The 25,887-nt window shown below is 43.6% G+C and carries 22 protein-coding genes; all 22 read right to left on the bottom strand.

The window, feature by feature from the left end; translation table 11 throughout:
- Positions 1-95 precede the first annotated feature (95 nt).
- Positions 96-1,322, bottom strand: coding sequence for a pitrilysin family protein (locus MHI53_RS08515; RefSeq protein WP_061144658.1), 1,227 nt, complete (start codon positions 1,320-1,322; stop codon positions 96-98).
- Positions 1,323-1,368: 46 nt separating this feature from the next.
- Positions 1,369-2,328 carry a polysaccharide deacetylase family protein gene (locus MHI53_RS08510; RefSeq protein ID WP_061144657.1) on the bottom strand — a complete coding sequence of 320 codons (960 nt, stop codon included), beginning with the start codon at positions 2,326-2,328 and terminating at the stop codon, positions 1,369-1,371.
- A 157-nt stretch (positions 2,329-2,485) separates the two neighbouring features.
- Positions 2,486-4,603: a polyribonucleotide nucleotidyltransferase gene (pnp, locus tag MHI53_RS08505; protein ID WP_061144656.1), complete on the bottom strand. Its 2,118-nt coding sequence runs from the start codon at positions 4,601-4,603 to the stop codon at positions 2,486-2,488.
- 321 nt (positions 4,604-4,924) lie between these two features.
- The gene (gene rpsO / locus MHI53_RS08500; RefSeq protein ID WP_053345367.1) at positions 4,925-5,194 is read right to left on the bottom strand and encodes a 30S ribosomal protein S15; all 270 of its coding nucleotides are present in this window, start codon (positions 5,192-5,194) and stop codon (positions 4,925-4,927) included.
- Positions 5,195-5,337: 143 nt separating this feature from the next.
- A complete protein-coding gene (ribF, locus tag MHI53_RS08495) occupies positions 5,338-6,291 on the bottom strand; it encodes a bifunctional riboflavin kinase/FAD synthetase (RefSeq protein WP_340373200.1) in 954 nt (317 codons plus the stop codon).
- A gap of 33 nt (positions 6,292-6,324) precedes the next feature.
- Positions 6,325-7,245, bottom strand: coding sequence for a tRNA pseudouridine(55) synthase TruB (gene truB, locus MHI53_RS08490; protein ID WP_061144742.1), 921 nt, complete (start codon positions 7,243-7,245; stop codon positions 6,325-6,327).
- Positions 7,246-7,338: 93 nt separating this feature from the next.
- Entirely contained in the window at positions 7,339-7,707 is a 369-nt protein-coding gene (gene rbfA / locus MHI53_RS08485) for a 30S ribosome-binding factor RbfA (protein WP_034313607.1), read from the bottom strand.
- A gap of 17 nt (positions 7,708-7,724) precedes the next feature.
- Entirely contained in the window at positions 7,725-8,006 is a 282-nt protein-coding gene (locus MHI53_RS08480) for a DUF503 domain-containing protein (protein WP_057913375.1), read from the bottom strand.
- Positions 8,003-10,159 carry a translation initiation factor IF-2 gene (infB, locus tag MHI53_RS08475; protein WP_061144654.1) on the bottom strand — a complete coding sequence of 719 codons (2,157 nt, stop codon included), beginning with the start codon at positions 10,157-10,159 and terminating at the stop codon, positions 8,003-8,005. Before infB ends, MHI53_RS08480 begins: the two co-directional genes overlap by 4 nt.
- 19 nt (positions 10,160-10,178) lie before the next feature.
- Positions 10,179-10,484: a YlxQ family RNA-binding protein gene (locus tag MHI53_RS08470; RefSeq protein ID WP_061144653.1), complete on the bottom strand. Its 306-nt coding sequence runs from the start codon at positions 10,482-10,484 to the stop codon at positions 10,179-10,181.
- A gap of 5 nt (positions 10,485-10,489) precedes the next feature.
- The gene (locus tag MHI53_RS08465; protein ID WP_057913378.1) at positions 10,490-10,765 is read right to left on the bottom strand and encodes a YlxR family protein; all 276 of its coding nucleotides are present in this window, start codon (positions 10,763-10,765) and stop codon (positions 10,490-10,492) included.
- Between the two features lie 17 nt (positions 10,766-10,782).
- Complete coding sequence (gene nusA, locus MHI53_RS08460; RefSeq protein ID WP_057913379.1) at positions 10,783-11,913, bottom strand: transcription termination factor NusA; 1,131 nt, start codon at positions 11,911-11,913, stop codon at positions 10,783-10,785.
- Between the two features lie 42 nt (positions 11,914-11,955).
- Positions 11,956-12,429, bottom strand: a complete 474-nt coding sequence (gene rimP / locus MHI53_RS08455; RefSeq protein WP_061144652.1) for a ribosome maturation factor RimP — start codon at positions 12,427-12,429, stop codon at positions 11,956-11,958.
- 193 nt (positions 12,430-12,622) lie between these two features.
- Positions 12,623-16,945, bottom strand: coding sequence for a PolC-type DNA polymerase III (locus MHI53_RS08450; RefSeq protein WP_340373199.1), 4,323 nt, complete (start codon positions 16,943-16,945; stop codon positions 12,623-12,625).
- Positions 16,946-17,102: 157 nt separating this feature from the next.
- Positions 17,103-18,803, bottom strand: a complete 1,701-nt coding sequence (locus MHI53_RS08445) for a proline--tRNA ligase (RefSeq protein ID WP_340373198.1) — start codon at positions 18,801-18,803, stop codon at positions 17,103-17,105.
- Between the two features lie 248 nt (positions 18,804-19,051).
- Positions 19,052-20,320, bottom strand: coding sequence for an RIP metalloprotease RseP (gene rseP / locus MHI53_RS08440; protein ID WP_340373197.1), 1,269 nt, complete (start codon positions 20,318-20,320; stop codon positions 19,052-19,054).
- A gap of 7 nt (positions 20,321-20,327) precedes the next feature.
- The gene (gene dxr, locus MHI53_RS08435; protein WP_340373196.1) at positions 20,328-21,488 is read right to left on the bottom strand and encodes a 1-deoxy-D-xylulose-5-phosphate reductoisomerase; all 1,161 of its coding nucleotides are present in this window, start codon (positions 21,486-21,488) and stop codon (positions 20,328-20,330) included.
- A gap of 41 nt (positions 21,489-21,529) precedes the next feature.
- Positions 21,530-22,327 carry a phosphatidate cytidylyltransferase gene (locus tag MHI53_RS08430; protein WP_061144741.1) on the bottom strand — a complete coding sequence of 266 codons (798 nt, stop codon included), beginning with the start codon at positions 22,325-22,327 and terminating at the stop codon, positions 21,530-21,532.
- Positions 22,328-22,352: 25 nt separating this feature from the next.
- On the bottom strand, positions 22,353-23,126 hold the full coding sequence (locus MHI53_RS08425) for an isoprenyl transferase (RefSeq protein WP_061144647.1): 774 nt from the start codon (positions 23,124-23,126) through the stop codon (positions 22,353-22,355).
- Positions 23,127-23,521: 395 nt separating this feature from the next.
- Positions 23,522-24,079, bottom strand: coding sequence for a ribosome recycling factor (gene frr / locus MHI53_RS08420; RefSeq protein WP_061144646.1), 558 nt, complete (start codon positions 24,077-24,079; stop codon positions 23,522-23,524).
- 3 nt (positions 24,080-24,082) lie between these two features.
- Positions 24,083-24,805: a UMP kinase gene (gene pyrH, locus MHI53_RS08415; RefSeq protein ID WP_061144645.1), complete on the bottom strand. Its 723-nt coding sequence runs from the start codon at positions 24,803-24,805 to the stop codon at positions 24,083-24,085.
- Between the two features lie 116 nt (positions 24,806-24,921).
- Positions 24,922-25,806 carry a translation elongation factor Ts gene (tsf, locus tag MHI53_RS08410; protein WP_340373195.1) on the bottom strand — a complete coding sequence of 295 codons (885 nt, stop codon included), beginning with the start codon at positions 25,804-25,806 and terminating at the stop codon, positions 24,922-24,924.
- Positions 25,807-25,887 lie beyond the last annotated feature (81 nt).

Below are 25,887 nucleotides of genomic sequence, written 5' to 3'. Positions count from 1 at the left end.
ATATTGTCCACATCTCATGCCCCTTCCATTTTCATGATTTTTTGCAAAAAAAATCCGACCTTCCATTTGCAGAGGAAGATCAGACGTTTTGATTATTATTTGTCCCAGTTTTCCAGGGGGCTCACCAATGACAGGGAGTGTTCCGTAAAGATTTGATTTGCCAGTTCATTTACGGTACCTTCCGTCACCTCGTCAATCTTGATGATAATATCATCGAGGGAACGGTGCTCACCCAACATGAGCTCATTCTTGCCATTTCGGCTCATGCGGCTATTCGTGCTTTCAAGACTAAGCATCAAGCTGCCTTTAAGCTGCTCTTTACTATTGCGCAATTCCTTTTCAGTGATGCCGTCCCTTTTTAAAGTATCCAATGTTTCCTGAATCGTTTCATACAGGCTATCCAATTGGCTTGTGCCTGTCCCGCCATAGACTGTCACCAAACCGCTATCTTGGTAGCTGGAGTGATAAGAATATACGGAATAGGCAAGGCCGCGTTGCTCCCTGACGTCCTGGAATAAACGGCTGCTCATGCTTCCCCCAAGAATATTGTTCAAGGTAATCAAGCTGTATGTTTTATCATTGCCGATTTCCAATCCTTTGTACCCAAGGCATAAGTGGGCTTGCTCCGTTTCTTTTTTACGAGTGATCCTATTTTCATGAAAAGCTGGCTTGATCAATTCAGGACGGTGCTCCCCTCCTTGATACGAGCCAAAGTAGCTTTCGACTTCTTGAATCAACTTTTCATCGACATTCCCAGCTATGGAGATTACCACTTTATCTGGTGTATACATATCATGGACGTATTTCTTCAATGTTTCACTATTGAATGTTTCAAGCGTTTCCTCCGTACCCAGGATTGGATAGCCCAGCGGATGCTTTTCATATACCGCCTGGCTTAAGAGGTCGTGAACAATATCATCCGGTGTGTCTTCATACATTTTAATCTCTTCATAGACGACATTTTTTTCTTTTTTAAGCTCTTCTTCATCGAAGGTTGAATTAAAGAACATATCTGCAAGGATTTCAAGTGCATAGCTAGCATGGTTATCCATTACTTTTGCATAATAGCATGTATATTCCTTTGAGGTGAATGCATTCACTTGGCCGCCGACGCTATCGAACGACTCGGCAATTTCACGTGCATTCCTTGTTGTTGTCCCTTTGAAAAACATGTGCTCCAGAAAATGCGAAACTCCATTCAATTCAGGGGTTTCATTTCGGGAACCGGTTTTAATCCATACTCCGATGGCTGCCGAGCGTACTGTTGGAATATTTTCCAATACGATTCTTACTCCATTTTGACACGTGTATTTCTTAATCAACTAACATTCCTCCCAAGCATTCTATGCTGCTAATGTAACCCAAATATTATGGGGTCAATCGTTTCTCATCTACTGCTTCTGAAACGGTAACGACATCCAGGTCTTTCTTTTTTATTTCTATAATCAGGGCTTCCAACGATTTTGCGGTAGATTCCGTAGGATGCATCAAGATGAACGCCCCCGGGTGAACCTTGGAAAGCACTCGTTGTTGAAGGACTTCGGGACTTGGCTTTTGCCAGTCAATCGTATCGACACTCCACATGACGGTCTCCATGCCCAAAGAATCAGCGATTTGAACCGTCTCGTCCCGGTAGCTGCCGCTTGGCGGGGCGAACCATTTCATTTTTGAGCCTGTCACCGCTTCAATGACTTCGTTCGTCTTTCGAAGTTCTTCACGTGTAGCCTGTGCCGATATATTCTGCATATTGGGATGTGAATAGGAGTGATTGCCAATTTCATGGCCCCCATCCCTGATCATTTTGGCCAATTCCGGATTTTTCTTGGTCCAATTACCCTCCAGGAAGAAGGTGGCCTTGACGTTATTCTTTTTTAATACACCCAGCATATCCTGTAAGTATTCATTCCCCCAAGCCACATTGATTAAAAATGAAACCACCGGCTTTTCAGGATGGGCACGGTAAATCGGAGCGGGGTCGAGATCCTTTAAATGTACTGTCGCAGGGACCTGCTCGAGTACCAGTTTATCCTCATCGAACTCGCCCGCCTTCTTCATGGCTTTATATGAATCATCAATGTTGACCTTAAGGCCATTATAGGCAGGAACGGTTTTCCAGACCGAATCTATTCGGGCATCCTGTGGCGCAACCTCATATTTTTTTGCTGAATCTTTGATTTGTAAAAGAATATCATCTTCTTGCTTCATCGTAGCAACTGAATCATCCGTCAATTGGGCCAGATAAAGCTGTGTATATGGATTTTGCACTAATAACCATGATATACCTGCAATGGCACTTATCGCAACTATCTGCTTCCATTTATTATTCATTTTTTCCGCCCCCTTCATACCAAAATGTATGAAGAAAACGGACAAGGTAGAACATGTCATCTTTTTAATGCCATTTCCCTTGAACCGCCATTTGCTCATTCAATAGAAAAAGCATGCAGATTCACAAGGAATCGCATGCCGGGAACATTTATTTCTATTACGATTGAGAAGGGTTGGCTGCCTCTTTTTGCTCTTTCAGGACGGCTTTACGGGAAAGGTTCACCCTGCCTTGCTTGTCAATCTCGGTTACTTTCACCAATAGCTCATCTCCAAGTGAAACGACATCTTCCACTTTTCCGACTCTTTCTTCAGCCAGTTCAGAAATATGTACCAAACCGTCTTTACCATTGAAGATTTCAACGAATGCACCGAATTTTTCAATGCGTTTCACTTTACCTAAATAAAGTTCACCCACCACGACTTCACGGACGATATCCTCAATGATTTTCTTCGCTTTTTGAATCATTGGCTCATCTGTTGATGAGATGAACACCGTTCCATCTTGTTCGATGTCGATTTTCACGCCAGTTTCTTCAATGATCTTATTGATATGTTTTCCGCTCGGTCCAATGACATCACGGATTTTATCCGGGTTGATGGACATTGTAACGATTTTAGGAGCATATTTGGATAATTGTTCACGCGGTTGATTGATGGTTGACATCATGGATTCCAAAATATGCATCCGTCCATGTTTCGCTTGAAGCAATGCTTCTTCAAGTATTTCCTTTGAAAGACCTTCAATTTTGATATCCATTTGCAGTGCAGTGACACCTTTTGAAGTTCCAGCGACTTTAAAGTCCATGTCACCCAGATGATCTTCCATGCCTTGAATGTCAGTTAGGATCGTATAGTGCTCGCCAGTTTTGACAAGCCCCATTGCTATTCCGGCAACTGGAGCTTTCAATGGTACCCCAGCATCCATCATTGCCAAAGTGCTTGCACAAATACTTGCTTGTGAAGTTGAACCGTTCGATTCAAGGACTTCAGACACAAGCCTGATCGTATAAGGAAAATCTTTGTCATTAGGGATGACCGGTTCCAAGGCTCTTTCACCAAGTGCACCATGACCGATTTCCCGGCGGCCTGCTCCACGGATCGGGCCCGTTTCACCTACACTGAAATGCGGGAAGTTGTAGTGATGCATAAAGCGTTTTGACTCTTCGGTTCCAAGGCCGTCCAAAATCTGGACATCACCCAATGCACCTAATGTACAAATCGAAAGCGCTTGGGTTTGTCCACGTGTGAACAATCCAGAGCCATGTGTACGCGGCAAAATGGTGACTTCTGAAGATAGTGGTCTGATTTCATCAGGATTTCGGCCATCCGGACGCACTTTTTCTTCCGTGATCAAACGGCGGACTTCGGATTTAACCAATTTATTCAGGATTTCTTTGATTTGTTTTAGCTTAGCTTCATCTGTCTCTTCTTCATAATTGGCCAATACACGATCTTTTACCACTTTAATCGCATCTTCGCGAGCATGTTTTTCCTGAACTTGCACTGCTTTGTTCAAGTCCGCTTCACAATGGCCCTTCACTTCCGCTTCAAGGTCCGCATCCACTTTATATAAAGCGATCTGCATTTTCTCTTTGCCGATCTCCGCAACGATTTTCTCCTGGAATGCAATGACCTTCTTGATTTCGTCATGGCCAAACATGATGGCTTCGAGCATCGTTTCTTCAGGTACTTCATTCGCTCCTGCCTCAACCATGTTGATGGCATCTTTAGTACCGGCAACCGTCAGATTGATGTCACTTTGAGCAAGTTGGTCGACAGTAGGGTTAATAATGAATTCATTATTGATTCTTCCCACAACCACTCCAGCAATTGGACCTTCGAACGGAATATCGGAAACTGAAAGCGCTAGGGATGAACCTAGCATCGCTGCCATTTCCGTGGAGCAATCCTGGTCCACACTCATGACCATGCTGATGATCTGAACATCATTCCTGAAGCCGTCAGCGAATAACGGACGGATCGGACGGTCTATTAAACGGCTAGCAAGGATCGCCCTTTCACTTGGCCGGCCTTCACGCTTGATGAAGCCTCCCGGAATTTTACCGACTGCATAAAGTCTTTCTTCATAGTTGACTGTCAAAGGGAAGAAGTCGACATTTCTCGGTTCCTTCGAAGCCGTTGCCGTACTTAATACAGCAGTCTCTCCATAACGGACCATTACTGCTCCGTTGGCTTGTTTGGCCAATTGCCCTATTTCCACCGTAACATTACGGCCGGCCCAATCAAATGAATACGTATGTTTTTCCTGTCCCATTCATTAAACCCCTCTCTGAATCTTCACTTAGAGGCTTAGTTTACCTAAACCTGTATTGGATTAAATCATTTATATGTGAAAGTAACTGAACTCAAGTAAAAACCAAACTATTCCTATTATGCACGAAAAAAACAAGCATTAACAGCAAAATGAATAAAAATTTCATTCATTCGAATATGTATATCCTGATCATCTATAAACGGAAAAAGACCCGGCTCACGCCGAGTCCCAAGGACGAAGGCTCAGCCTTAAAGTAGAACACGTCCAAATCATTTGATTAACATCAAAAAAGCGGGAAATTTCCCGCCTTCCTGAAAAAAATTATCTACGTAGACCTAATTTGTTAATTAGTGTACGGTAACGAGTAACGTCTTTGTTACGTAGGTAAGTTAAAAGGTTACGACGTTTACCTACCATTTTAAGAAGACCGCGACGTGAATGGTGGTCTTTTTTGTGAGTGCGTAAGTGACCGTTCAAGTTGTTGATTTCTTCTGTTAAAACTGCGATTTGCACTTCTGGAGATCCAGTGTCAGTATCGTGAGTTCTGAACTCAGCGATTAGTTCGTTTTTGCGTACTTGTGTAATTGCCATAGTATTATTCCTCCTAAAATTCTGTAAAATCACCTATTACCGAGCCAGCGTCGGAGTCTCGACTAGCCAAGCAATGGTTATTTTCATACATATAATAGAATACATGCATTTCACTAAAATTGCAAGTCCTGTCTTCTGTTATTCTATTTATGTTCGAGCTCCGCGAAATAAGCGATCGCATTCTCCTTGTCCGCTTCAATCTGGGCAACCAATGATTCAAGCCCGGAAAACTTCTGTTCGCTCCGAAGTCTAACATGCCATTCGACAGAAACCTGGCTGCCATAAATATCCCCCGAGAATTCCAATGCATGGACCTCCACCGTAGGATATTTAGGTTTTTCCTCATGGAACGTGGGTTTATAACCGACATTGCAGACTCCATGATACCATTTGCCGCCTATGTTGATCCTGACAGCATATACGCCAGAAGCAGGGAAAATGTAATCATCGCTCACCTCTATATTAGCGGTGGGGAATCCTAGCTTTCTGCCCCTTTTTTCACCGTGAACGACATGCCCCTTCGTTATGAAGCGGCGGCCTGCCAAATGATAAAAATCGGTGAAATCACCATTGCCAAGGGTCTCCCTGATTCTTGTCGAGCTAACTTTTTCATCTTCGAGTGTCTGCTTGGCGACTACCGTCTGTGAAAACCTTCCCTGTGCGTAAACAGGCAGATCTTCCATCGAACCTTGACCATAACGGCCATATGAATAATCAAAGCCTGCGACTACGTGGCGGACATTTAACCCTACAATGTATTCGTCAACGAACCGTTCCGGCAATACCGAAGCGAACTCCTTGCTGAAATGGACAATGAATAAATAATCTATCTCCATGGACTCGATGATAGCCACCTTATCTTCAAGCGGGGTAATATAGCGGATATTTTCCGTTTTCCTTCCCAAGACTGCAGAAGGATGCGGATCAAATGTCATGACGGCTGACTTCAGGTTCATTTCATCGGCTTTTTGCTTGGCGGTTTGTATAACGATCTGATGGCCTTTATGTATCCCATCAAAAAACCCAAGCGCCATAACAAGCTCAGGAAAATCATCCGAATTAAATTGATGAGGATGCTCTATTGCAATCACTTTCACCTTTCAATCTCCTCTTTCCGACGGCAAAACGGTCTATGATTCTTGTGCCAATACTTTTACAGGTTTAATTAATCCTTCTTTTGTCGGATGTACTTGATAAATGGCAATTGCCTTATCGGATGGGTCCACCATCACAAAGGGCACCCCTTTTTCGGCAGCAACATCCCCTGTTTGTTCCAATACCGCACCGTTGAGTACTTTCTTTGCTACTTTATCACTAATCTTACATTTCGGCAAATGAAATAATCCACGCTCTAAAGGCAATAGAAAATCATCCGATTGTCCAGTTTCCATGTATGCTTCGACCTCCGCAAACGTCAAACAGTCATCAAGCTTGAAGCCGGCTGATTCAATCCGGGTCAAATCTGACATATGGGCAGGTATACCAAGTTTTTCACCCATCATGACGGCAAGAGTCCTGATATACGTTCCTTTGCTGCACTTGACGCTAAAGCGAAAAGAAATCGTTTCTCCGGAGAATTCCGTACGATCATCGAGAAGGGTAATATCGTAGATGGTGACCTCCCTTGTCGGCCTCTCCACTTCAATACCTGCACGGGCATATTCATACAATTTCTTCCCGTTCACCTTCACAGCTGAAAACATCGGCGGTGTCTGTTCGATTTTCCCTGTCAATGATTCCAGCACTTCCAGGACCCGGTCCCGCGTAATTACTTCATCGATGGTTTTCTCCTCGACTTTTTCACCGCTTGCATCCTCGGTTGTCGTGGAAAAGCCGAGGGTCACTTCCCCTTCGTATGCCTTGCCGGCTTCTGTCAAATACTCGGCGATTTTCGTTGCCCTGCCGATACAAATCGGCAAAACCCCTGTTACATCAGGATCAAGTGTTCCCGTATGCCCAACCTTTTTTGTTTTCAATATCTTTCTTAATTTAAAAACACAATCATGGGATGTCATTCCCTTTGGTTTCCATAATGGAAGAATGCCGTTCATGGCTGTCACCTCATCATTCATTTTCAAAAAAAAAGGGGCCGACTTCAAGAAGTGCAAAGCACTTTTTGAGTCGGCCTCCTTTTTACTGCTTGCTTATTCTTCGTCTTTTTCAGCCGGTTTATCCTCTGAATTGATTTGGGAAATCAATGACTCGATGCGATTGCCATAATCGACCGATTCATCAAATTCAAAAAACAGCTCAGGAGTTTTACGAAGACGGATTCTTTGCCCGATTTCTGAACGCATGAATCCTTTGGCCTTTGCTAGCCCTTGCAGTGTTTTTTCCCGTTGCTCCTGGTCACCCAGAACGGAAATGTAAACAGTTGCCTGTTGTAGATCTCCTGTAACCGCAACGTCCGTTACGGTTACAAATCCGATCCTTGGGTCTTTTATTTTGCGGCCGATAATTTCACTCAGCTCTTTTTTCATTTGTTCGCCAACACGATTTGAACGAAGGCTCATAATATCACCTCAATAGCCTAAAGCCAGTCTATATCTGTTATTGTTCGCTCTAGTTCCGGAAAAGAATCTAGAAATTTAAGGGCATTTTGAAGTTCCCTCTCAGTAGCCTTCCTTGAGGATGTTACGGTTACGATCGTGATCTTTGTCCGCTGCCATAAATCCTGAAAATCGGTTTCGGCTACCGATATATTGAACTTTTGCTTAAGCCGTGTCATGACACGCTGCAACACGGCTCGTTTCTCTTTCAATGAATGGGTGTCATGGATGATGCATTCACATTGGACAGAGCCAACGATCATTTACGCTCGATCTCTTCCATCACATATGCTTCGATTACATCGCCTTCTTTAAGGTCATTGTAATTTTTAATGGTGATCCCGCACTCATAGTTCGTTGCCACTTCTTTAACGTCATCTTTAAAACGTTTCAATGCATCAATTTCACCTTCGAAAATGACGACACCTTGACGAATCAAGCGGATACCGCTATCGCGTGTGATTTTCCCTTCAGTAACATATGAACCGGCAATCGTGCCGACCTTAGATACTTTGAACGTCGTACGAACTTCAGCTTGACCGATGATTTTTTCTTCGAATTCTGGGTCAAGCATCCCTTTCATGGCCGACTCGATCTCTTCAATCGCTTTATAGATGATGCGGTGAAGGCGGACATCGACATTTTCCGATTCAGCTGCACGCTTCGCATTCACGTCAGGACGGACGTTAAATCCGATGACGATCGCGTTGGAAGCTGTGGCAAGGATGATATCAGACTCCGTGATGGCTCCGACGCCAGTGTGGATGATCTTCACTTTAGCGCCTTCCACTTCTATTTTATTCAGGGAGGCTGCAACTGCTTCCGCAGAACCTTGAACATCCGCTTTCAAGATGATGTTCAATTCCTTAATTTCCCCTTCTTTCATTTGCTCGAACAATGTATCTAGAGTTACACGGGATTTTTCATTACGTTGTGAAGCCAACTGCCTTTGCGCACGAACTTCCCCAACTTGACGGGCCGTTTTCTCATCTTCAAAGACGATGAAACGATCGCCAGCTTGTGGAACTTCGTTCAATCCAGTGATTTCAACCGGTGTGGACGGACCTGCATCCTTCACACGGCGGCCAAGATCATTGACCATTGCACGCACACGTCCGAACGTATTACCGATAACGATTGGATCTCCGATTTTCAACGTACCGTTTTGAACAAGCAATGTCGCAACAGATCCGCGTCCTTTATCCAAGCGAGCTTCGATGACCGTTCCGTTTGCTTTACGAGTTGGATTCGCTTTATACTCCTCCACTTCACTTACAAGCAGGATCATTTCAAGCAAGCTGTCGATACCCTCACCGTTTTTAGCCGAAATAGGTACGAAAATGGTATCTCCGCCCCATGCTTCCGAAACTAGACCGTGCTCAGTCAATTCTTGCATAACGCGGTCTGGGTTCGCCGCTTCTTTATCCATTTTGTTTACAGCTACGATAATTGGAACTTCAGCCGCTTTGGCATGGTTGATGGCTTCAACCGTTTGAGGCATAACGCCATCATCCGCTGCAACGACCAGGATCGTGATATCCGTAACCTGAGCACCACGGGCACGCATTGTTGTAAACGCGGCATGTCCTGGCGTATCAAGGAATGTAATTTTCTTATCGTTTACTTTGACTTGATAGGCACCGATGTGCTGCGTGATTCCGCCAGCTTCGCCTTCCGTCACTTTGGTGTGGCGAATTGAATCAAGCAATGTCGTTTTACCATGGTCGACGTGTCCCATAATCGTTACGACGGCCGGACGTTCAATCAAATCTTCAGAAGCATCTTCAGTCACCAATGATTCAAGATCGGTTAGGTCGACACGGATTTCCTCTTCAGCCACTACACCGTACTCAGCACAAATCAATTCAATCGCGTCTTTATCCAAGGTTTGGTTAATTGTAGCCATGACACCAAGCATAAAGAGCTTTTTGATGATTTCTGAAGGTTCACGGTGAAGTTTTTTTCCAAGTTCCATGACGGTCAAAGACTCATAGAACGTAATTTTCTCTGGCAATTCCCGTTCTTTACGCTTTGTAACAGGAGCTGCTGGCGCTTGTTGTCTTTGTTTGTTATTTTTATTTTTGTTATTTCTGTTCCGGTTAAACTGGCCTGCCGGTTTTTTCGTGCCTACAGGTTTAACTGGTGGTTTTTTCTTAAGCTTTTCTTTATTTACCGTGCTTTTCTCATCTGCTTCCGCTTCGTATTTTGCAACGGTGGCGTTAGCTTTCGGTTCAGCAGCTTGGTTTTTATCTTCGTTTTTAGGTTTAATTGAATCGTTTAATTTATTTACAGTTGAATCGTCTAATGCTGTCATATGGTTTGTTACCTCTATATTCATTTCTTTAAGTTTATTTATTACATCCTTGCTTGAAACGTTCTTTTGTTTTGCATATTCATATACACGCAATTTTGTCATACGTTCACCCCCGTAAAATTTAATCGAGCAGCGTTCGGAGTTTTTGTGCAAAACCTTCATCCAGAACTGCGACGGCAACTCTAGCATCCTTGCCTATCGCATGGCCGAGCATGGACCTGCTTTCGACTCTTTTTAAAGGAACCTGATAAAATGCGCACTTATCAGATATTTTTTTTTCAGTGTTTTTTGAAGCGTCCGCGGATAAAATAACAACTTTGGCATTACCGCTTCTAATCTCTTTAACCACTAATTCTTCACCCGAAATTAGCTTGCGTGCTCGATTGGCCAATCCTAATAGAGACATCCATTGTTGTTGTTGGGTCATGATGTTTAGTTTTTCTCCTTATTCACTAATTCAAGCAATTGTTCATAAAGGGAAGAATCGATTTGGGTACTAAGGTGATTAGCCAGCACGTTTTTCTTTTTGGCCAGCTCGATAATATCCCGATCAAGAGTCAAATAAGCTCCCCTTCCCGATTTCTTTCCGGTCGGATCAAGGCTGACTTCCCCTTCTTTAGATCGAACGATGCGGATGAGTTCCTTCTTCGGCTTCATTTCGCCTGTCGCCACACATTTGCGCATCGGGATTTTTTTTCGGCTATTCATCTTTTTTCACCTCTGGATTACTCGTTATCCTCTTCGAAATCTGTATCCTCTTCATTAACATAACTATCTCTGCTTAAAAGGAATTCTTGTTCTTCCACTGGATAGATCCCAGCTTCACGTGCTTCCGTTTCACTCTTGATATCAATTTTCCAGCCAGTAAGCTTGGCAGCCAAACGGGCATTTTGTCCACGCTTACCAATTGCCAGGGATAATTGATAATCAGGAACGATGACGGTCGTCGCTTTTTCTTCTTCTTTTACGATGACTTCAAGGACCTTGGAAGGACTTAAAGCATTCGCTACGAAAATGACCGGGTTCTCCGACCATTTGACAATATCGATTTTTTCGCCTTTCAGTTCATTGACGATGGCCTGAACACGTTGGCCTTTTTGCCCTACACAGGAACCGACAGGATCGACTTCTTCGTTATCGGAGTGAACGGAGATCTTCGAACGGTCGCCTGCTTCGCGGGCAACTGATTTAATTTCCACCGTTCCATCGAAAATTTCAGGCACTTCGATTTCGAATAAACGTTTTAAAAGTCCAGGATGTGAGCGGGATACAAAAATTTGCGGGCCCTTCGACGTCTTTTCGACTTTCGTGATGAAAACTTTGATGCGATCATGGGGTTTATATTGTTCATTCGGCATTTGCTCATTCACTGGAAGCAAAGCTTCGATTTTTCCTAGGCTTACATAGATGAAACGGGAATCCTGGCGTTGAACGATGCCAGTCATGATATCTTCCTCGCGGTCGATGAATTCGGCATAAATGATGCCTCGCTCTGCTTCACGCACCCTTTGAGTGACGACTTGTTTCGCAGTTTGAGCAGCGATACGGCCGAAATCCTTAGGCGTAACTTCCATCTCGACAACGTCCTCTAACTGATAGTTGGGATCAATTGCTCTTGCTTCTTCAACAGAAATTTCCAGACGCGAATCGAATACTTCGTCAACAACGTCTTTTCTAGCGAATACACGCATCGTTCCTTTACCAAGATTCAAGTCGATACGTACATTTTGCGCTTGGTTAAAGTTACGGCGATATGCCGATATAAGAGCAGCTTCAATCGCGTCGATCAAAACTTCCCTGGAAATTCCTTTTTCGTTTTCTAAAATATAGAGAGCATCCAATAACTCATTGCCCATGGTGATCCCCCTTACGGATATTTAATGAATGATTTACTTGACTTAAGAGAAGGTAATGGCCAATCTTGCTTTGGCTACCTTTTCGAATGGTATGACGATCGTTTTCTTTCGTGTCTTGATCCTGACTTCCAGCGTCACTTCTTTACCATCGAAACTGGTTAGGGTTCCTTCGAATTCTTTTTCATCTAAAATGGGCTCGTATGTTTTTATGTAAACATTTTTACCGATAGCATTAAGGAAATCCTTCTCTTTTTTCAGAGGCCTTTCTGCTCCGGGAGATGAAACTTCGAGAAAATAATTTTGTGGAATCGGATCAACCTCATCAAGCTTTTCACTGAGTTTTTCACTCACATTTCCGCAATCTTCAATATCTACGCCTGTTTCTTTATCAATGTATACTCGAAGGAACCAGCTTTTACCTTCCTTCACATACTCCACTTCAACTAATTCAAGCTGCAATTCCTCAAGAATTGGTAATGCTAATTCCTCTACAACTTCCGTTACCTTTTTACTCATTTGTTTCCTCCATACGTGCGTTGTATGCGCTTGGTTTCGGATTCAAAATTAAATGGTCAATACAACACGAAAGAGTGGGTTTCCCCACTCTTGCCATTGGTTCCTCTTAGTATTTCCAATAAAAATATACCATAATCAAGATATTTATGCAAATATCATGTCTGTTTCTTCCTTTTTGGAACTCGTTCCCACATTAAAATAAGGATAATTGATTTTGTTCAGGCAATGACTCCAGGCATCCTTGCTTATCAAGATATTCAAGGATGGTCTTGGAAACTTTCCCCCGTTGCTGCAGATCTTCCTTCGAAAGGAATTCACCATTCTTGCGTGCGTTGACGATATTGATGGCAGCATTCGTACCAAGGCCTGGGATCGAATTGAAAGGCGGTATCAAAGTGTTTCCTTCAATTATGAACTGGTCCGCACTGGATTTGTACAAATCGACCTTAGCGAAAGCATAGCCGCGTTCACACATTTCCAAAGCCAATTCAAGAACGGTCAATGTATTCTTTTCCTTTGTGGAAGCATCCAATCCCTTAACCATGATTTCTTCCATTTTCGCTTTGATCGCTTGCGATCCTCTAGTCATGGCGTCGATTTCAAAGTCATCGGCACGCACCGTGAAGTAAGCTGCATAATATAATAAGGGCAGATGCACCTTGAAATAAGCAATCCGGACAGCCATCAACACATAGGCTGCAGCATGGGCTTTCGGGAACATGTATTTTATTTTCTTGCATGAATCGATATACCATTCCGGCACTTCATTTTTGCGCATTTCCTCTTCGAATTCCTCAGATAGACCTTTCCCTTTCCGCACCGATTCCATGATCTTGAATGCCAAGGAAGGTTCTAGTCCTTGATAAATGAGATAAACCATAATATCATCCCGGCACCCAATAACCTCACTCAGTGTACATATCCGGTTGTGAATCAGCTCCTGTGCATTGCTCAGCCATACATCCGTACCGTGTGACAGTCCCGAAATCTGGACAAGCTCGGAGAATGTGGTAGGTTTCGTATCCTCAAGCATTTGCCGTACGAACCGCGTCCCGAATTCGGGAATGCCGAGTGTACCCGTTTTACACATGATCTGGTCTTCGGTCACTCCCAATGATTCCGTGCTGCTGAAAATTTTCATCACTTCAGGATCATCCGTTGGAACGGTCTTTGGATCGATGCCGCTCAAATCTTGGAGCATACGGATGACAGTTGGATCATCATGTCCGAGTATATCGAGTTTCAAAATATTATCATGGATGGAATGGAAATCGAAGTGCGTCGTTTTCCACTCGGAATTCCGGTCATCCGCCGGGAATTGAATTGGGGTGAAATCATAAATATCCATATAATCCGGCACGACGATGATTCCGCCCGGATGCTGTCCCGTTGTCCGTTTCACACCCGTGCACCCAGCGACAAGCCGGTCCGTTTCAGCCCCGCGCATGTGGATGTTGTTATCAGCGGAATATCCCTTCACATACCCATAAGCCGTTTTTTCAGCTACCGTACCAATCGTACCTGCACGATATACATACTCCTCACCGAATAGGACCTTCGTATAATTATGGGCCTTCGGCTGATATTCACCGGAGAAGTTCAAATCGATATCGGGAACCTTATCCCCTTTGAATCCAAGGAAGGTTTCAAACGGAATGTCATGGCCGTCTTTAGTATATGGGATCCCGCAATCCGGACAGTCTTTATCTGGCAGGTCAAAACCGGAACCTACGGATCCGTCATTGAAGAATTCGGATTTCTTGCACTCCGGACATACATAATGAGGCGGAAGCGGGTTTACCTCTGTGATTTCGGTCATCGTTGCTACGAAGGATGATCCGACAGAGCCCCTGGAACCAACGAGATACCCGTCATTCAGCGATTTTTTAACTAATTTATGGGAGATTAAGTAAATGACGGCAAACCCATGGCCAATGATGCTTTTCAATTCTTTCTCAAGACGGGCTTCCACGATTTCCGGCAGGTTGTCCCCATATATCTTCCTTGCCATGCCATAACTCATCTCGCGCATTTCTTCTTCTGCACCTTCAATTTTAGGTGTATATAGTTCATCCTTAATAGGCTTGATATCCTCGATCATATCAGCGATTTTATTCGTGTTCGCCACCACGACCTCCTTAGCCTTATCGGCGCCAAGGAAGGAGAACTCCCGCAGCATCTCATCCGTAGTCCGGAAATGCACGTCGGGCAGCTTGTGACGATTGAGCGGATTTGCTCCCCCCTGTGAATTCACGAGGATCTTACGGTAAATTTTATCATTGGGATCCAAATAATGAACATTCCCTGTGGCTACCACTGGTTTGTCCAGTTTTTCACCAAGCTTGACGATATTGGAGATGATCGTTTCCAACGATTTATCATCGCGAACATACTCCAGCTCAATCAAGTGCTGATAAACTTCCTTCGGGTGGATTTCAAGATAATCGTAAAATTCGGCAATATCGACGACTTCCTCGAAGCCCTTTTGCATCATTCCTTCAAATACTTCCCCTTTATCACAGCCCGAACCGACCAGGATTCCTTCACGATATTTCTTGAGCTGTGAACGGGGCAACCGTGGCACACGATAATAATAATCAATATGTGATATCGATATTAATTTGAAAAGATTTTTTAGTCCTGCCTGCGTTTGCGCAATCAATGTGCAATGGGATGGGCGGGAACGTTGATAAGCATTTCCTTTACCCATATTGTCATTAAGCTGATCGTGATGGGTAATTTCTTTTGCCATTGCATCCTTCAGCATCTTCAGCATAAGGTATCCTGTGGCTTCGGCATCATAAATGGCCCTGTGATGCTGGGTCAAATCGATATCGAACTTTTTACACAATGTGTTTAATCGGTGATTTTTAAACTCCGGGTATAGGAATCGGGCAAGCTCCAATGTATCCAGGACAGGGTTGGAAGCCTTAGGATATCCGATGTTTTTATAGCCAATATTCAAAAACCCCATATCGAAAGCAGCATTGTGGGCAACCAGGATTGCATCCCCGGCCCATGCCTTGAACTTCTCCAATACTTCTGCGACTTCAGGGGCGTTTTCGACAAGGTCATCGGTGATTCCCGTCAACTCTATCGTCGTGTTCGATAACGGATGATGCGGATTAGCAAATGACTCGAAGCGGTCGATGATATCGCCGTCATGAATTTTCACTGCAGCAAATTCGATGATCGTATCATAAACGGCTGAAAGTCCTGTCGTCTCGACGTCAAACACGACATAGGTGGCATCTGCCAAAGATATATGCGCCTCGTTATAGACGATAGGCACTCCGTCATTCACAAGATTCACTTCGACGCCATAAAGGATTTTGATACCATTCTTTTTGCCTGCACTATAAGCTTCAGGGAATGATTGTGCACCTGCATGATCCGTGATGGCAACCGCTCTATGCCCCCATTTTGCAGCCTGCGCAACAAGTGCGGACGTAGGTGTCACTGCATCCATCTGGCTCATCGGCGTGTGCATGTGCAGTTCCACACGTTTTTCCCCTTCAGGAGCCTTATCCTGGCGGCCTTGCTTGGAAATTTCATTGATATCATTTGCGATCATCACCAGGTCACGTACGAATGTATCGTTTTGGATGCTTCCTTGTGCACGTACCCACATCCCTTTTTTCACACGGGCAAGAATGGCAGCATCCTCTTTGTCACGCGAAAACATTTTCACTAATATCGAACTTGTATAATCGGTAACTTTAAATGTCAAAAGACTGCGCCCGCTACGAAGCTCACGCACCTCTGCATCAAAGACGAAGCCTTCAATCGCAATCCTGCGCTCTTCATCGATAATTTGTTCGATCCTGCGGAAATCCGCATCTTCTTTAATCGTATAGCCAATTTTAACGGGACCATCGTATACGCCATCATCACTGCCTTTTTCCGATTCCTTCTTCTGCATTTCCACTAATGCAGCAAGGCCCTTTTCCGCGTCTTCTTTTTGTTTCTCTTCCAAGAATTTCTGGTAATCAGGATTCGATACCGTTTCCTTCACTTCCGCCTCCAAGGTCAGCGGAGGAAAGCCAAAGGTTTGGTATATATTCGAAATGATGCCGGAGTATTTCCGTTTCAACTGGCCTGCCTCTGTATCATTTCGGGCACTTACGATCAGCTTATATCCATTGACTGCGGGCTCTTGTTCATTCAGAAGCGACAAAAGGGCAGGCGACATGCCTTCGAGCTCCCCAATACAATTCTTCCAATATTCTTTAATCAGTTGTTCCGTCACTTGCGGATTGGCCACATTCAAGCTGAAGGTCACCTTGGCAATATGGGAAAAAGTACTCTCTAGTTGCGTGGCAAATCTTGTATGAACGCTGCAAGGTATTAATGCAGGTATATTGAAGGCAAAATGCCATGTTTTGGACTCCCTCTCAATCGAGAGCTTATCAATTTCGGCACCGATGAAAAAATTCACAAAGGCATCCTCAACCAAGCCCATTTGCTGGAGCAAGAGTTGAAATCTCTCTCTACCGCTATTTGGATTTTGATCCATTTCCTCTCTCCCCTATCTATTATCTCTTAAGATATTATTCATCTTCACTCTGATATCAGAGGCTATTATATCATACTGCAAAGCATTCACGACTATCTTTATGCACGAAAAGGAAAGGCATCATCCAAATGAATGATGCCCGAATCCCCTCTTAAATTCATCCCATTATTTCTAGAAGCTTTTGCGCCAGTTCAGTTTTTTCAATTTCAAGCACTTCACCCGTTTGACGGATTTTCACTTCGACGATTCCTTCGGAAGCCTTTTTACCGACCGTCACCCTCACCGGAAGACCGATCAAGTCAGAATCTGCAAATTTGACCCCTGCACGCTCTTGACGATCATCCATCAGAACATCCATGCCTTTTGCCTTAAGATCCGTATACAAATCCTCTGCAAGGGCAGTCTGTGCTTCATCTTTTACATTGATTGGAATCAAATGGACTTGATATGGCGCTAAATTCGTTGGCCATACCAACCCTTTTTCATCGTTGAATTGCTCCGCTACGGCAGCAAGTGTGCGTGAAACGCCAATACCGTAACAGCCCATGATCATTGGCTGTGACCGCCCGTTCTCATCCAGGAATGTCGCATTCATCGCTTCGGAATATTTCGTTCCAAGTTTGAACACGTGACCTACCTCGATCCCTTTGGCGAATTTAATCGTCCCTTCTCCGTCCGGTGATGGGTCACCCTCTTGAATGAAGCGAAGATCGATGTAATGGGACACGTTAAAATCACGATCCGGATTTACGTTCACATAATGATGATCCTCATCATTCGCTCCGCAGATGCCATTCACGATTGCTTCAATGGCAACATCCGCGATTACTTCCACTTCAGATGCGACATTGATTGGTCCCAAAGATCCCACTGCACATCCCAAGACTTCTTTCGTCTCATCAGGGTCAGCCAATTCAACGGCTGAAGCGTTAAAGAAATTCTTCAATTTGATATCATTCACTTCATGGTCGCCACGCACCAATACCAGCACATGCTTTTCATCCACTTTGAACAATAATGATTTGATTAATTTATCAGTAGCAGCATTCAAGAATGAAGTTACTTCTTCAATCGTTTTTTGACCAGGGGTGTGAATTTTCTCCAGTTGACTTTGTTCCTCTGAGCTTTTTTCATATTTTACGCTTACCGGTGCCATTTCAATGTTAGCTGCATAATCGGAAGTATCCGAATACGCGATGGTATCCTCGCCGATTTCCGATAGGACCATGAATTCATGGGTATCCTTACCGCCCATCGCCCCAGAATCGGCAATGACGGCACGGAAGTCAAGACCGCAGCGGCTAAATATATTCGAATAGGCTTGATATATTTTTGTATAAACTGCATCAAGGCTCTCTTGATTTGCATGGAAAGAATAGGCATCCTTCATGATGAACTCACGTCCGCGCAACAACCCGAAACGAGGTCTTTTCTCATCACGGAATTTCGTTTGGATTTGGTAAACCGTTAACGGCAGGCGTTTGTAAGATTTAATCTCATCACGGACCAAGCTCGTTATCACCTCTTCATGTGTTGCACCAAGCGCAAATTCACGGTTGTTGCGGTCCTTTAGGCGCATCAATTCCGGGCCATACGTATACCAGCGTCCCGATTCCTGCCAGAATTCGGCTTGTTGTAAAGCAGGCATCAATAGTTCGACAGCGCCAGCATTCTCCATCTCTTCCCGAACGATCGCTTCAACCTTTTGAAGCACTTTTTTCCCAAGCGGCATGAAACTATACACCCCGCTGGAGTTCTGTCGCATAAATCCTGCACGCAATAACAGCTGATGGCTCTTGATTTCAGCATCTGCAGGCACTTCTCTCAATGTAGGGATCAACGTCATACTTTGTTTCATATCTGCACCTCTTCAATAATTCCTTAATATTAATCCATAACCATAGTCATTTATACCATGGCATCATCGGTTCCAATCACAAAAAAATCTGGGTTCTTTTTTTAAAGCTTGTTTACTATATTCATTCTCGATTATACTGACGATTTCGCTAGAAAACAAACTATTTCCCTAAAACAGCTAAAAAACTATGAGATAAGAAACAGCCAACAGAAAAACCTGCTGGCTGTTTCACTTTATCGATTAATGGCTTACAAAAAGAAACGCTGGATGTCATTCCATGTAACGACGATCATCAACAGCATCAGCAGTGCGAAGCCGATGAAGTGAACCATTCCTTCTTTTTGACGGTCGATCGGCTTTCCTCTTAAGAACTCTACGACAAAGAATAACAATCTGCCTCCATCCAATGCCGGGAGCGGCAGCAAGTTCATGATCCCAAGGTTAATGCTGAGCAAGCCTGCCCATTTCATCAACGTGAAGATACCTTGCTTTGCGACTTCTTCCGTTGATTTGTAGATTCCTACGGGACCGGAAAGGCTGTCAATCGTAAACCCACCCGTTATGAGGTCACCTAGGATGATGAAAATTTGTTTTGTCCAGAAATAGGTCTCCGTAAAACCGTATTGGATTGCTTTGATAGGCGCTTTTTCAACCGGAGGGTATACACCGATAATCCCTATTTTCTTGCCTTCTCGCTCAACTTCTTGAGGAACGACAGGTACTTCAAATGTTTTTCCGTCCCTATCAACAACAAATTCAATTTCCTGCCCAGGATTTTTTTGGATACTTTCCTGAACATCTTCCCACGAAGAGACTTCCGACCCTTCGATGGATTGAATGATATCTCCAGACTTAAGCCCGGCATTTACAGCCGAACCTTCCGGTGTCAGTTCACCAAGCTTCGCTTCATCAACTACGACTCCCTGAAATAAGCCGATCAAGACAAAAATGACAAAGGCCAAAACAAAGTTCATCGCCGGACCAGCTAAAATCGTAAGGAAGCGATGGCCGAGCGATTTCGAGGCAAACTGCCGGTCGTATGGGGCAATCTGGTTTTCCATACCATTTTCGACGATTACCGCTTCTTTATGAATGGGAAACGTCTTTAATTCATCTTCTTCGCCCTCTTCATAACCAGTCAGGATTAGTTTATGATCAAGGTCGATCAATTCGACTTCCATAAGACGAATATCAGGATATTTATCTTTGTTGTTCATAATGATTTTTGTAACATTCTCTTCCTGATCAAACATTAATCCAACGCGATATCCGGGCTTCAGTTCAATATTTTCTGCATCTTCCCCAGCCATGCGTACATAACCGCCAAGAGGGAGCAATCGAATCGTATACACGGTTTCCTGCTTTTTGTACGTGAATACTTTTGGCCCGAAGCCAATTGCGAACTCACGGCATAAGATGCCTGCCCGCTTTGCAAACACTAAATGTCCAAGCTCATGGAAAAATACAAGAGCGCCAAATATGATGATGAACGCTATAATCGTTTCTAAAGTCTGCATGTTCCAATCACCTATCTTTCACTATGGATTCTATATACTGCCTTGTCATGATATCCACTTCAGAAATCGTTTCTAAATCCGGAAGGGCAATGACGGAATGCTGATTCAGCGCTTTTTCGATCAGTGTCTCAATCTCGAGGAAAGATATCTTTCCAGATAAAAATGCGGCAACTGCCGCTTCATTGGCTGCATTCAGCACGGTTGTCATCGTTCCGCCCATTTTACCCGCTTTATAGGCGAATTGCAAACAAGGATATCTAGTGAAATCCATATCACTAAAATGCAGTTTCCCCGCTTCGGCCAAGTTCAGGCGTTTGCGCCCTCCAAGAGGCATCCTGTCTGGGTAAGTAAGGGCATATTGAATCGGTACGCGCATATCTGGTGTTCCCAATTGCGCAATCACGCTGGAGTCATGAAATTCAACCATGGAATGGATGATGCTCTCCTTATGTAACAGTACATCAATTTTATCGTAAGGAAGCTCGAATAGCCAGTGTGCCTCAATTACTTCCAATCCCTTATTCATCATGGAGGCCGAATCAATCGTGATTTTCGCGCCCATCGACCAATTCGGATGGTTCAACGCCTCTTCCACCGTTACCCCTTTCAATTCTTCCCTGGTTCTATCGCGAAAACTGCCGCCTGAAGCAGTAATGACTAAACGTTCAATATTTTTATCGTTTTCACCCTGCAGGGCCTGAAAGATTGCGGAATGCTCACTATCGACAGGAAGCAATCTCACCCCTGCTTTTTTCGCTTCACTCATGACCAAATGCCCCGCCGTCACTAAAGTCTCCTTGTTGGCGATGGCTATATCCTTTTTAGCCTTGATTGCCTGGAGCGTCGGGTAAAGACCCACACTTCCGATGACGGCATTGACCAATATCGTCGCTTGATCGTATACAGCAACTGCCGTCAATCCCTCATCCCCAAACATGAATTCGATATCCTTCCGGCTGGTAAATTCATTTTTCAATACTCGATAATCTTCTTCCGCCTGGACTGAAACCAGTTCCGGTTCAAACTCTTCTATATAAGCCCTCACCAAATCTAAATTCTTTCCAGCAGAAAGCGCCACGATTTTGAATTGCTCAGGATGTGACCTCACCACATCCGCTGTTTGCTGACCAATCGAACCTGTTGCGCCCAAAAGGCTGATATTTTTCAATTTATTCATCTCCTAATTCCTGACGCTTGCCTATATTTATATTATAAAACGTGCAATAAATGCAAAATCGGTAAAATGAATATCAAACTATCAAGCCTGTCCAATATCCCGCCATGCCCCGGAAGGATCTTTCCCGAGTCCTTAACCCCATAATGACGTTTATAGGCGGATTGGACAAGGTCCCCCAATTGGCCGAAAACCCCAATCACCAACGATATCAATAATAGCTGAAATAACGTGTAATCCAGGCTTGAGAAGGCATAAAAGAGCACACCGACGATCATCGCTGAAAATACCCCGCCGATAAAACCTTCCACCGTCTTATTTGGACTTATTTCCGGCCATAGCTTTCTTTTGCCTATAGCCTTGCCAATGAAGTAGGCTCCGGAATCCGTTGCCCAGATCGTAAATAGGGTCAGCAAGATATAAATCAGTCCCAGTCCTGCGGAATCACGTGTTTCGAATAGATAGTAGAAGCCCACTCCCAGGTAAAGGATGGAAATCACTAAAAATCCAGCATCATCAAAAGTGAATCGATTTTTGGAAACGACAGTGTACAATAAGAACAGCAAAACCCCGATTAAAAAGATTTGCACCTTATCATAATCAATGTCCGCCAAAAAAGCGGAATATTGTTCAGGCAATAAAAGCACCCATAATAAAAGGTGTGAGAGAATGGCCTCAAATGAGAATACACGCAAATTTTTCATCTTCATCAGTTCATATAAACCGATGGAAGCCAATAGATAAACCGTCAATAAAAACGGGATCTCCCCTAAAATAACCAGTGGAATGAAGATAGCGGCAACTACGACCGCAGTAATTATTCGTTGTTTCATTATTCCAATTTCCTCGCCTTCTGCATTAAACGCCACCGAATCTACGTGAACGCTTTTGATACTCCTCAATCGCCTGTAATAAATGCTCCTCACTAAAATCAGGCCATAGCACCTCAGTAAACCATAATTCAGTGTAAGCGGCCTGCCATAGCATGAAATTGCTTAAACGGATTTCGCCGCTTGTGCGAATCAGTAAATCAGGATCGGACAAATGCTCGGTCATCAAGTAACCGGAGAGCATTTGCTCAGATACATCTTCCTTTATTATACCATTCTTAGCATCTTGAATAATGCTATTCACCGCGGATACAATCTCTCCCCTGCTCCCATAGTTCAAAGCGAAATTCAGGATCATCCCGTCATTATCCTTCGTATCTTCCATTGCCCTTATTACGGCATTTTGAGTGTGAGATGGAAGTAGTGACAATTCCCCAATGGTTTCCACCCTTACATTTTCGGAAATGAGCTCAGGCAAAAAGGTCCCAAGAAATTCCTGGGGAAGCTTCATCAAAAAGTCGACTTCACTTTTTGGACGTTTCCAGTTTTCCGTCGAAAACGCATAGACGGTCAATGTCTTGACACCTAATTTATTGGCAACTTTCGTAATTTTACGAACAGTTTTCATTCCTTCATGATGTCCCGCCACGCGCGGCAATGCCCTTTTTTTCGCCCAACGGCCATTTCCATCCATTATGATGGCAATATGCTGAGGAACATCAAACTGCTGAATATGCTGAATCCTATTTGTTACATCGGAAGAAGCATCTTTTTTAACGAAACGCTTCCATAGTGAATACATATGTTAGTCCCCCATCAGGTTGTACTTATCTCTCTACAAAGGCAATATTTTCGTGCGCTATGTATATCAAGCATTTTTGCAAAAAAGAATCTATATTATAATATCAAAAAAAAGTTGGTTCTCATATTATTATTATGAAAATTATTTCTTCATTAGAAGCTTGAAAGCGGGTAATCACATTAAGTTTTTTTCGGTCACCGGGTCAAAGTCCGGTGAAAAATGCAAAAAAAGGGCCACCTCCAACGTCCCATGCAACATCCTAACTTAAAGAGTACACATTATCGGAGAAACCTTATTATAACAGTTTTCTCTTTTAAGCACACCTATATGTTAGAACCAAGACATGATCAGTATGGATTAGGCCCTCTTTACTTAATCAATTCCATTAGTGGGAATTATACTTCCAAAATTTCTTTTTCTTTATCTTTGGTAATCTCATCGATTTTCGTGATATTGCCATCCGTCATCTTTTGAATGTCATCAGCATAGCCGCGTAAATCATCTTCCGTGATTTCACCATTTTTTTCAAGCTTCTTCAAGTCATCGTTAGCATCACGACGTACGTTGCGGATTGCGATTTTCGCTTCTTCCGCTTCTTTCTTGACCACTTTTACAAGCTCTTTTCTGCGTTCTTCCGTTAAAGCTGGAATCGCTATCCTGATGATCGATCCGTCATTTGAAGGATTTAAGCCTAGGTCTGATTTTAATATCGCTTTTTCAATTTCCCCTAAAACCGTTTTATCATAGGGTTGGATCACTAATAGTCGAGCTTCCGGTACGGAAATGCCTGCCACCTGGTTAACCGGTGTTTGAGAACCATAATAATCAATCGAGATTCTATCAAGCAATGAGGCATTTGCCCTTCCGGCACGGATGCTGGCTAATTCACGTGTGTACGCTCCAATGGCTTTTTCCATTTTCGTTTTCGCATTTGAAATAACTTGCTTCGGCATCTTTTATTTCCCCCTAACTATTGTTCCAAGCGTTTCGCCTAAAACGGCCCGTTTTATATTGCCTTTTTCCATGATCGAGAAGACGATCAATGGAATATCATTGTCCATGCATAATGAGGACGCAGTCGAGTCCATTACTTCCAAGCCTTCTTTAATCACATCAAGATAGGAAAGTTGATCATATTTCACTGCATTTTTATCCTTAACAGGGTCGGCATTGTAGACGCCATCCACATTATTCTTCGCCATCAGGATGACATCAGCTTCGATTTCAGCAGCACGCAGAGCGGCAGTGGTATCCGTTGAAAAATAAGGATTACCTGTACCAGCAGCAAAGATCACGACTCTCTTTTTCTCCAAATGCCTGATGGCACGGCGTCTAATGTAAGGTTCCGCAACCTGCCTCATCTCAATCGAAGTCTGCACGCGCGTTTCGATTCCTAGTTGATCGAGGCTGTCTTGTAGAGCCAAAGAGTTCATGACAGTCGCCAGCATCCCCATATAATCGGCATTGGCACGATCCATGCCCATTTCGCTGCCAATCTTCCCGCGCCATATGTTTCCGCCGCCTACAACTACAGCCACTTCCACATCAAGCTCTGCCACTTCCTTGACTTGTTCAGCGATAGATTTAATTACAGCGGGATTGATTCCAAATCCCTCTTCTCCGGCTAATGCTTCGCCGCTGAGTTTTAATACTACACGTTTATATTTAGCGTTACTCATGACACCCTCCAACTATGTAATCTTATTCAATTGTTCTTCATGCTTCCAATGGCAATAATGCCAAAAAGTTTCAAAAAATAGGGAACACCAGAGTGTTCCCTATTTTTATTTAGCAGTTAGTCTTTTTTAACTTGGTTCATTACTTCTTCAGCAAAGTTTTCTTGACGTTTCTCAAGACCTTCCCCTACTTCATAACGAACGAATGAAAGAAGTTTTCCGCCTTTTGATTCAACGAATTCTCCCACTTTTTGATCTGGGTTTTTAACGAAAGCTTGCTCATTCACACAAATTTCTTCGTAGAATTTGTTGATGCGCCCTTCAACCATTTTTGCAACGATTTTTTCTGGTTTGCCTTCATTAAGTGCTTGTTGTGTAAGAACTTCGCGCTCGCGATCTAATTCACTAGCATCGACTTGGTCACGAGAGATATATTTTGGGTTAAGAGCAGCGATATGCATGGAAACGCCTTTAGCTGCTTCTTCGTCAGTTGTGCCTTCAACAACGGATAGTACGCTGATGCGGCCGCCCATGTGAAGGTAAGCACCAAATGCATCACTATCAGTTTTTGTAACAACTTGGAAACGGCGAAGCGTTAATTTTTCCCCAATTTTAGCAACAGCAGCATTGATATGATCTGCAACTTTTGCTCCATTTTCCATAGTTTGCTCTAGAGCTGCTTCAACGCTTTCAGGTTTGTTAGCAAGAAGGAATGCAGCCAATTCTTTAACAAGAGTTTGGAAGCCTTCGTTTTTAGCAACGAAGTCAGTTTCTGAGTTCACTTCAAGAATGACCGCTTGGTTTCCGTCAACCACGATAGAAGTCAATCCTTCAGCAGCGATACGGTCGCCTTTATTGGCAGCTTTTGCAATTCCTTTTTCACGTAGGAAATCGATCGCTTTTTCCATATCGCCTTCCGTTTGTACAAGCGCCTTTTTACAATCCATCATGCCGGCACCAGTTTTTTCACGCAATTCTTTAACTAATTGTGCAGTGATTGCCATAATATATATCCTCCTCAAATTAAATGCAGTTTATTCAATCTTTACCCATTTTTGCCAGAAAATACGGTTATTATCAAAGAA

The organism is Peribacillus sp. FSL E2-0218 (genome assembly GCF_037992945.1).
Lineage (GTDB): Bacteria > Bacillota > Bacilli > Bacillales > DSM-1321 > Peribacillus > Peribacillus simplex_B.
The sequence above is the reverse complement of the archived record's forward strand: the minus strand, read 5'-3'. Positions and strand labels throughout refer to the sequence as shown.